A 7,669-nucleotide genomic window follows, 5' to 3' on the forward strand; every position below is an offset into this window, starting at 1 on the left:
CCGCACCCTGCGCGGCTGGTCGGTGCCGGAAGGGTCTCGCCGCTGGACGGATGGCGATGCCGTGCTGCCGCTCGGCGAGCGCGCCCCCAATGCGATCGCCATGCTGGGGCTGCAGATCCTGGCTGCCGGACCCTATGTGGTCGAGGCTGACGCCGCCGCGGATGCCGCGCTGAACGGCTGACAATTGCGATGACAAAAACAGCCAGCCCTTGAACAGGGCTGGCTGACATTCTTTTCGGGGGGCGGGAGGAGAAGTATGCCGCGTATTCGCAACGCCGTCATATTGCAGCCGGGGCAAATCTGGCAGCCTGCCGATCCCGAAGAACACCGGCGCAGCATTGTCGATATCTTCAGGACGATCATCTTGTTCCGTGCCGATGATCGCTCCGATGCCGAGCCGGTCAAGGTCACGCGCAGCGAATTCCGCAGATGGATTGCCGATCGCGCCGCGATCCTCATCGCACAGCCGAACGAGGATGAAGCCAAGGCTTCACCGAGCGCCGAGCTGGGCAAGCGCATCGTTGCCCTCCGCAATGCGGCAGGTCTTACTCAGCAGCAGGTCGCCGACGCCCTGAATGTCTCTCGCCCGGCCGTGGCGTTCTGGGAAACCGGGCGGGAGGGCAGCGTCAACAAGCACCTGCCCGGCCTTGCGCAGCTCCTGGGGGTTTCAGTGGAGACGCTGTTAAGCGGGCACGTGGAGCAGCAGATCGATATCAGCGTAACACAAGATGAAGCCGATTTTATTGCGCTCTATCGCCGGCTGAGTTCCGCCCGCAAATTGCATGCACAAAAATGGCTCGAAAGGCAGGCTAACCATCTCAATGTCGCCGAAGACTGAAGTGATCCCGCGCCAACTCGGTGAAGATATCAGGCATCTGCGTGTCTGTGAGAAAGGATGCGAATGCTGGCACATGAAATCGTGAAGCTGTTCCTCGATCGCCATTGCCCGCTGAAATCGCTGCCGCAGGTCGAGTGGATAACAGCCAAAGCCATGTTGGAACTGCTCTTGCCTCTGGCGCAAGACTTCGTCGGCGTCCGTCCTCTTGCCGAGCATGCGAGGCTCTCGGAAGCCTATGAAGGCGCGGCCGACCAAACTATCAGGCGCATGGCCGTTCTCGGTACATTCTCGCCGGTCAAAGAGGCCGAAGCCGGCACCCAACGCGTGTTGCTCGACCGTTTCGACTGGGGCATGACGGTTTTGGCCGAACATGGAAACAGCGAGAAGGATCTTAAGATAGCCCTCCCTTTAGGTGTTAACCTCAACATCAGCCAGTTCGCAATTCTCCTGGCTGTACTTGCAGAATATGGAAGGAATTCCCCTTCTGAATGGCGATGTGCGGCCGGTTCAAAAGTTTGGCCTGAATTTCCCGCCACCACACGTCCAAGGCGACAATAGAACAGCCTGATGGAGCTCTCTTGCCGGCCCCAATGCCCGCCAGTGTGGCGAGCAGCGCCGACGCCGCAGTATACAGCACATTCTCCCGCCGCACTTCGGCATCAAGGCGATCGGCAGGAAGCTGACGGCCATCTATGTCAGCCGGTCCGATCCCGATGACTATTTCGGCCTCAAACCGATCTGCGAATCGTTCCCGGATGCGAAGGTACTGGCCGCTTGCGAAACGCTCGGTGTGATCAGGGAAAATGTCGAGGGCAAGATTGCCATCTGGGGACCGCAGTTCCAGGAGGACGGCCCGCGAAGCCCGAGCGAGATCATATTCCCGCAGGTCTTCGACGGCCCCGCGCTCAGCGTCGATGGCGAGATGATCAACGTCATCAAGGCGGAGGGGCTTTCCAGCCGGCGCTATCTCAGGGCGCCCTCGCTAGAGGCCGTCTTTGGCGGTGTCCTCGTTTTCTCCGGCATCCATGTCTGGACGGCGGATACTCCGACGAAGGAGCAGCGTGCAGCCTGGGTCGCCAATCTCGACCTGATCGCCGCGCTTGAGCCGAAGATCGTCGTGCCGGGTCATATGGCACCGTGGGCCGCGACCGACCCTTCCGGTGTCGAGTATACGAAAGGCTATCTGCGGGCCTTCGAGGACGAACTGGCAACGGCCAGCGATGCCGCAGCACTCAAGGCTGCCATCCAGGCACGGCATCCCGGCCTCGAAATGGACATCACGATCGACATCGGATCCAAGGTCGCAAAGGGCGAGATGAGCTGGAGTTGATCCGGCCCGGGCCAGCGAAGCCGAAGCCGACGTGTTTAGTCCCAGCGTGTCATGGGTTGGTGGGCGGAAGTTCTGGAGCGCGCTGGCCCGCCGACCACTTGCTACAGCCGCTTTGTGCGCTGGCGCAAAGCCGGAGTAGGGGATCGGCTTCTCCAAGCCGTCTCGGCGGCCTGCGATGATGGCATCGTCGTGAGCGACTCGACCTGTGTCCGCGTTCATCAGCATGCGGCCACGGGAAAAAGGGGACGGCAATGATGGCGGCATGGGACGTTCCCGCGGCGGACTTACGAGCAAAATCCACGCGCTCGTCGACGCCGAAGGGCGCCCCGTCAACTTGCGTGTGACCGGCGGACAGATTGCTGACTGCACCCAGGCCGACGCGTTGACAGACGAACCGGGTGAAGCAGATATCCTGCTGAGTTCCGAGGCATCGCAACCCGATATGACAAGCGTCCGGAAAATTACCTCGCCGCCGTAAAGCTCGTCGCCGCAAGAATATGGTGCCGGAGTTTATGAGCCGACGCTATAGGAGGTGAGTGTAGATGCGGCAATGTTTATAAATTAAAATTCCGATATGTATCTCGCGATTAAATTGTTTATGGAGTAGAGCGGGAATTTATACCACATAGAATATATAATATATAAACATAGTCGATATTGACCTAGGCCAATATCTATCCTTACCTTAGGGAATGATTCGCATTTGGAATTGCGTTGATGATGGTTGAATTTCAGTCCATTCCTGATGTTGTAAGGATTCGTCCGAGATGCTTTGGTGATGCACGCGGTTACTTCTCGGAAATGTTCAGCGCGGGCGGGTTTTGCCAGCAGGTTGCCGAAGTAGCCGCCAAGCAACGACACGACCTCGGCGGCTGCGCGGTGTATGTCCATACCGACAATACGCACGGTCCCCTCCATCATTGCTCACAAACAGGGAGCCGGCGGGCAACACGCAATACGGATCCGCGCTCGCAGCGCATCCGGGCGAGTCGTAGGGGCGGCCAGATAACGTGCTCGAATTCTCAGTTCATCTGCATAGGACGGCCTGCCCGCACTTGCGTGCTCCCGGCGTCCCGTGGCCCGGATGCACCAAGCCTATCCGACCTGACGACCAATCCAACGCGGGCACCGAAAACAACATGCCGGATAATGGCTTCATCGAAAGCTTCGACGGCCGCCTTCGGGACGAGCTGTGGAACGAGACGCTGTTCTCCAGCCCGCCCCAGGCCAGAGCCGCTCTCGCCCGGTGGCAGCTCGACTACAACACCATGCGGCCGCCCTCAAAGCTCAGATGGCAGACGCCAACGGCCTTCGCCTCAACCTTCCATCCACGGCGGGATCAGACGGTGCGCACCATGACGGTTCCGCGTCCGCCCCCGTCGCTCAGCCCGCCCGAGAGGGCAAATCCAACCGCAGGAGCGAACTCATCGATGCTGTCGTCAAACGTGAAAGCGCCGATTCAAATTTTTTGAAAACTACATCAAGTAAAGCGTCGCATAACATCTAACTAAAAAAGGGAATAATAGATTATGTCTGCTAATCCAATGGGTCCTACCTATATTCCATCAAGATTTATTCGTTATGTGCTAACGGATCGCAATCTGAAAGAGCTAGACATCGTTGGTAGAAAAGGTTACATTCTGGATTGGGCTCATAGGTACATGAGCGTAACTGGAACGGACTATTTAGCATCAGAATATGTCCAAGCCTTGGCCCAAAAAAAGGATAAAGACGGTAACGATCGTCACGTGCTGCCCACCGGATTTTCCATCAACAATGGAAGGTTCGGAAATTACCCGAAAGGCGAGAAGAGCGCGAAAGAGCGCCAGTGGTACGCCTATATGAACAAGGGGCAGCCGCTTATCGAAGAACGTAGCGATATCGTTCAGCCGCGTCCGGATGTGATCTCTGAGCAGGTCTACGTCAACCGCACGGACCCGCAAGACATGCGGTGGGAAAGCTCTGTCGAATTTTCGATCGAAAATGTAACTAGCTGGTCACTGGAGGGCAGCGTCGATCTTACTTTTGACGATAAGGCCTCTGCATCGTTCGAGCAAGCAATCGAAGTCGGCAAAGAAGTGGAGGCGCACGCATCAGCCAGCACCACGCAAATTGCACATAACCACAAAGATAATGTAGGTAGCGAAAGTCAAGTCGAAGGCGAAGTGGAGCAGTCCGAGACAGACGAGGTGAAATCGACCAGCACCGGAACGGGTGAGGGAGAAGTATCGGCAGATCTCAAACTCGGAATCATGGGAGAAGTCAGTGGTTCGATAACCACGGGATGGAAGCAAACTTCAACCCTAAGCGGGACGGTGGGCTCGCGCGTTGTAGTGAGAGCCACACAGCGCCGTCAAATCAAGCGCTATAACTACACGATTCCTATCGTATTTGATGGTTATGTTGCTCTTTACTACGATGAGCCCGTAAAAATTGATAGTTACTATGCTGGTTATTTGCCGGGCCCCATAACCTCCAACAAGGAAAGAGCAAGGGTCCAAGCGCTCGATCCGGGCGGGGTGAAACCTTCCGAGGAATACGAGGAATATACGCAAGTCGTTGTTGCAAATATTCAGGTGCTCGGCCTGGTGCGTTACGGCGAAAATTACGATCTTAAGGGCTGGGCTGAAGTTGTTTCCACACTCGTTGGAGAGCATGAGGCTTTCGACGTAGAATCGCTGAGCCTCGCTGGCCGCAATAATAGTGTTGGGGCAAACGAAGAACTTCTCTACAAATACTGATCAACAAAATAATCTCTGATGGAGAAGGACCATGTTTAAGCTCATTTTTGATGGAGCGATTCAAGCAGGCCAGCTCGCCGAAAAGGCGGCGGGATATCTGCACGGCTATATCCCGGGAGAGTGGAAGGTGCGTGAGCGCGCTGATCCCGAGCTTTTCGAAGGAATCACTGAGGAGGAGTATGAACTACAGGACCCAAAAATTGTCAGGGAAGATTCGCCCGTCGCTTTGGATCTGACGAGCAACTTTATTCAAGCGACCTTCCTGAACCTTCAAACGCTCGCGAGCGGTAAACTGACCCTCAACCAGGAGCCTACGACGGTGGTCGATCCAGCTTTATCCACGCTCAACAGTGCGAAGCAGCATTTGGATGCCAAAATACCGGAAGGGGCTCCTGATAAACCCAATATCCCTAAGGTAGAGCGCCCTGTGGTTGAGATGCCAGAGAGGCCTCCATCACAAGACTGACCTAACGCGCAGCCTTCCCCTGATTGGTCGTCATTCGCAAAGAAAACATCTGGCGGGCTAAGCTCGAAAGAGGTTCTCAAGCCGAATGGATGCACTCTTGACGGGGAAGGCTGCGGATTTGGCGTTGCGAATGCTTGGGCACGATCCGTGGCTCGAAGCTGGACACCCGCAAGAACCGGTTGATTTTGGCGGGCGCAAAGGCGGTGGCGAGCGCATGAGCGTGGATCGGCCTCTTCCGGGCGTGATCACCGGCTTTTTGCGAGCGATTTGCGGTGCTTCGTCGGATTTCAGACAGACTCATTCCCTCGCACTGGCGCGCTCATGGAAGATCAGCCGCTCGAAATTGTAGGCGAGATTGGCGAGCGTCAGTTTGGCTTCGGCCCGGGCGAGGCCGATGGTGCGGATGAAAAGGCCGAACCGGTTCTTCTGGTGAGTCAAGACGTGCTCGACCGCTGCCCGGATCGCGGACTTGCCGGCATTGGCCCGCGCGACATGCTGCGGCATCGGCCGTCCCTGCGGCTTGCGCCGCTGGATCCGGCTGACCAATATCTTCGCGGAGAGCCATTTCTCGTTCTTCCGTGAGCGATAGGCGCTGTCGGCCCAGACCTCCGAGGAGGTGTTCTGCGTCGGCACCAGTCGCGGCAGCATCCTTGCGTCCGCCTGTGACGCCGAAGTGACCGCACTTTCCCGGATGAAGCCGAAGCGCCGGTCAATCGCGATATGGGATTTGTAGCCGAACACCGGCAAGGCGATCTGCGGCAGCAGCGTCCCGTCCGGCCGATGCCGGATCTTGCCGCCGATCTTCAACGTCCAGCGCGCATCGATATCCTTCTGCGCCGCCCTCTTTGCTCGTTTCCTCGCACAAAAGGGAGTTTCCGATGCCGGTCCAAAAGATCAGCCCGACTAAGCGCGCCTCTGTCGCCATCGCCGCCGTGCTGGCCACGGCGACTACGATCGGCGGCATCCTGTATGTGAAGCAGTCGGGCGGCGATGCCGTGCCCGCTGCCGTGGCGCTGGCGGGCGACACGCTGATCAAGCCGTGGGAGGGGCGCGAGCTGCACGCCTATTTCGATCGCATCGCGCAGCCGCCCCGCTGGACGATCTGCAACGGCGACACGCAGAACGTCAGGGCCGGCATGGTCGAGACGCCGGCAGGCTGCGACCGGCGCCTGAAGCGCCGGCTCGGCGACGAGTTCTATCCCGGCCTGAAGGCCTGCATCGACGGTTTCGAGGAGCGGCCGCTGGCCTGGCAGGCTATGATGATCTCGCTCAGCTGGAATGCCGGTGTCAGCACGGCCTGTAGTTCGACGGCCGCTAGGCTCGGCCGGGCAGGGCAGTATCAGGCCAGCTGTATCGCGGCAACCGCCTACAACAAGGCGGGCGGGCGCATGGTGATCGGCCTGGTGAACCGGCGCGAGATGGGCGATGCCTCCCGAATCGGCGAGGCCGAACTTTGCGTGTCGGGGCTGCAGCCATGAGCCTGGCCCTGACCTTCCTCTCGACCGGCATCGGCCGAGCGGTGGCGGCGATCGGCTGCAAGCGCGTAGGTGGGGACATTCAGGATTTGAAGTTCCAGGGCATGAGGGCTTCGATTTCGGTGGCCGGCCATGCTTGAGCGATGCGGCTTAAGGTCTGGGCGAGCCAAGCAAGAGGATCGACGCCGCTCATTTTGCATGTCTGAAGAAGGGTGGCCAGTGTTGCCCGGGTTCGTCCCCCCTCATGCCCGGCAAAGAGAGCATTCTTGAGATTGAGGGCAATCGGCTGGATGGATCGCTCGACGACGTTGTTGTCGAGTTCGATGCGGCCGTCATCAATGAAGCGGGTGAGCCCTGGTCAGCGTGAGAGTGCATAGCGGATCGCCTCGGCGAGCCTCGGCATCGCGACCGGCGATCTCGGTTTCGATCTGATAAAGTTGGGCAATGCGTTGCAGTGCCTCGCTGGCGATCGGCGCAGGCCCGGCGGCGGCCAGTTCGAAGAAGCGGCGCCGCACATGGGCCCAGCAGGAGGCGAGCACCACAGCGTTGCGTTCGGCCAGCGTGCGGTAACCGCCATAGCCGTCCACTTGCAGCACGCCGACAAAGCCCTCTAGATGAGCGATGGGTCGCTCGGCCTTGCGATCGAGCGCATAGACATAGGCGACTGCCGGCGGATCGGTGCCACCCCAGGGACGATCATCTCGGGCAACGCGTCCACCGGCACCGACCCTAGAGCGTATCTTGTTTAAGTTGGTTCATAGCCCGCTGCCTGGAAGTATTTCGCGCATTCGGCTGGGCTGAAGAGGTGGATGATCGAGC

General features: G+C 58.6%; 9 protein-coding genes and 3 pseudogenes. 10 read left to right on the forward strand and 2 right to left on the reverse strand.

The annotated features are described in order from the left end of the window. The 8 genes and pseudogenes from ACTJKX_RS37455 to ACTJKX_RS37490 form a co-directional block, all read left to right on the forward strand. On the forward strand, positions 1–181 hold a 181-nt coding region (locus ACTJKX_RS37455), incomplete at its 5' end, for a hypothetical protein (protein WP_440728430.1). Between the two features lie 75 nt (positions 182–256). Then, positions 257–838, forward strand: a complete 582-nt coding sequence (locus ACTJKX_RS37460; RefSeq protein ID WP_440728431.1) for a helix-turn-helix domain-containing protein — start codon at positions 257–259, stop codon at positions 836–838. Between the two features lie 63 nt (positions 839–901). After that, positions 902–1,396 carry a hypothetical protein gene (locus ACTJKX_RS37465; protein ID WP_440728432.1) on the forward strand — a complete coding sequence of 165 codons (495 nt, stop codon included), beginning with the start codon at positions 902–904 and terminating at the stop codon, positions 1,394–1,396. A 232-nt stretch (positions 1,397–1,628) separates the two neighbouring features. Next, complete coding sequence (locus tag ACTJKX_RS37470) at positions 1,629–2,168, forward strand: hypothetical protein (protein WP_440728433.1); 540 nt, start codon at positions 1,629–1,631, stop codon at positions 2,166–2,168. A gap of 60 nt (positions 2,169–2,228) precedes the next feature. Then, positions 2,229–2,684, forward strand: a pseudogene (locus ACTJKX_RS37475) (IS5 family transposase); the annotation flags it as partial. Between the two features lie 632 nt (positions 2,685–3,316). Then, positions 3,317–3,594, forward strand: a pseudogene (locus ACTJKX_RS37480) (integrase core domain-containing protein); the annotation flags it as partial. A gap of 103 nt (positions 3,595–3,697) precedes the next feature. Further along, on the forward strand, positions 3,698–4,909 hold the full coding sequence (locus ACTJKX_RS37485; RefSeq protein WP_440728434.1) for a hypothetical protein: 1,212 nt from the start codon (positions 3,698–3,700) through the stop codon (positions 4,907–4,909). 31 nt (positions 4,910–4,940) lie between these two features. After that, positions 4,941–5,375 (forward strand): hypothetical protein, encoded by a 435-nt coding sequence (locus ACTJKX_RS37490; protein ID WP_440728435.1) that lies wholly within the window; start codon positions 4,941–4,943, stop codon positions 5,373–5,375. A gap of 297 nt (positions 5,376–5,672) precedes the next feature. Here ACTJKX_RS37490 and ACTJKX_RS37495 read toward each other — a convergent pair whose 3' ends face one another. Then, positions 5,673–6,182, reverse strand: a complete 510-nt coding sequence (locus ACTJKX_RS37495) for a transposase (RefSeq protein WP_440728436.1) — start codon at positions 6,180–6,182, stop codon at positions 5,673–5,675. 71 nt (positions 6,183–6,253) lie between these two features. On the opposite strand from ACTJKX_RS37495, the gene ACTJKX_RS37500 reads away from it, so the two are divergent. Both ACTJKX_RS37500 and ACTJKX_RS37505 read left to right on the forward strand, forming a co-directional pair. Continuing rightward, positions 6,254–6,853, forward strand: coding sequence for a lysozyme (locus tag ACTJKX_RS37500; protein ID WP_440728437.1), 600 nt, complete (start codon positions 6,254–6,256; stop codon positions 6,851–6,853). Continuing rightward, positions 6,850–6,990 (forward strand): hypothetical protein, encoded by a 141-nt coding sequence (locus ACTJKX_RS37505; RefSeq protein ID WP_440728438.1) that lies wholly within the window; start codon positions 6,850–6,852, stop codon positions 6,988–6,990. The genes ACTJKX_RS37500 and ACTJKX_RS37505 overlap by 4 nt, the downstream gene beginning before the upstream one ends. On the opposite strand, the pseudogene ACTJKX_RS37510 reads toward ACTJKX_RS37505, so the two are convergent. Further along, positions 6,933–7,587 (reverse strand): annotated as a pseudogene (locus ACTJKX_RS37510) (IS66 family transposase); the annotation flags it as partial. The gene ACTJKX_RS37505 and the pseudogene ACTJKX_RS37510 overlap by 58 nt on opposite strands. Positions 7,588–7,669: the final 82 nt, after the last annotated feature.

Origin of the sequence: Labrys sp. 22185, assembly GCF_052045555.1 — a bacterium.
GTDB lineage: Bacteria > Pseudomonadota > Alphaproteobacteria > Rhizobiales > Labraceae > Labrys > Labrys neptuniae.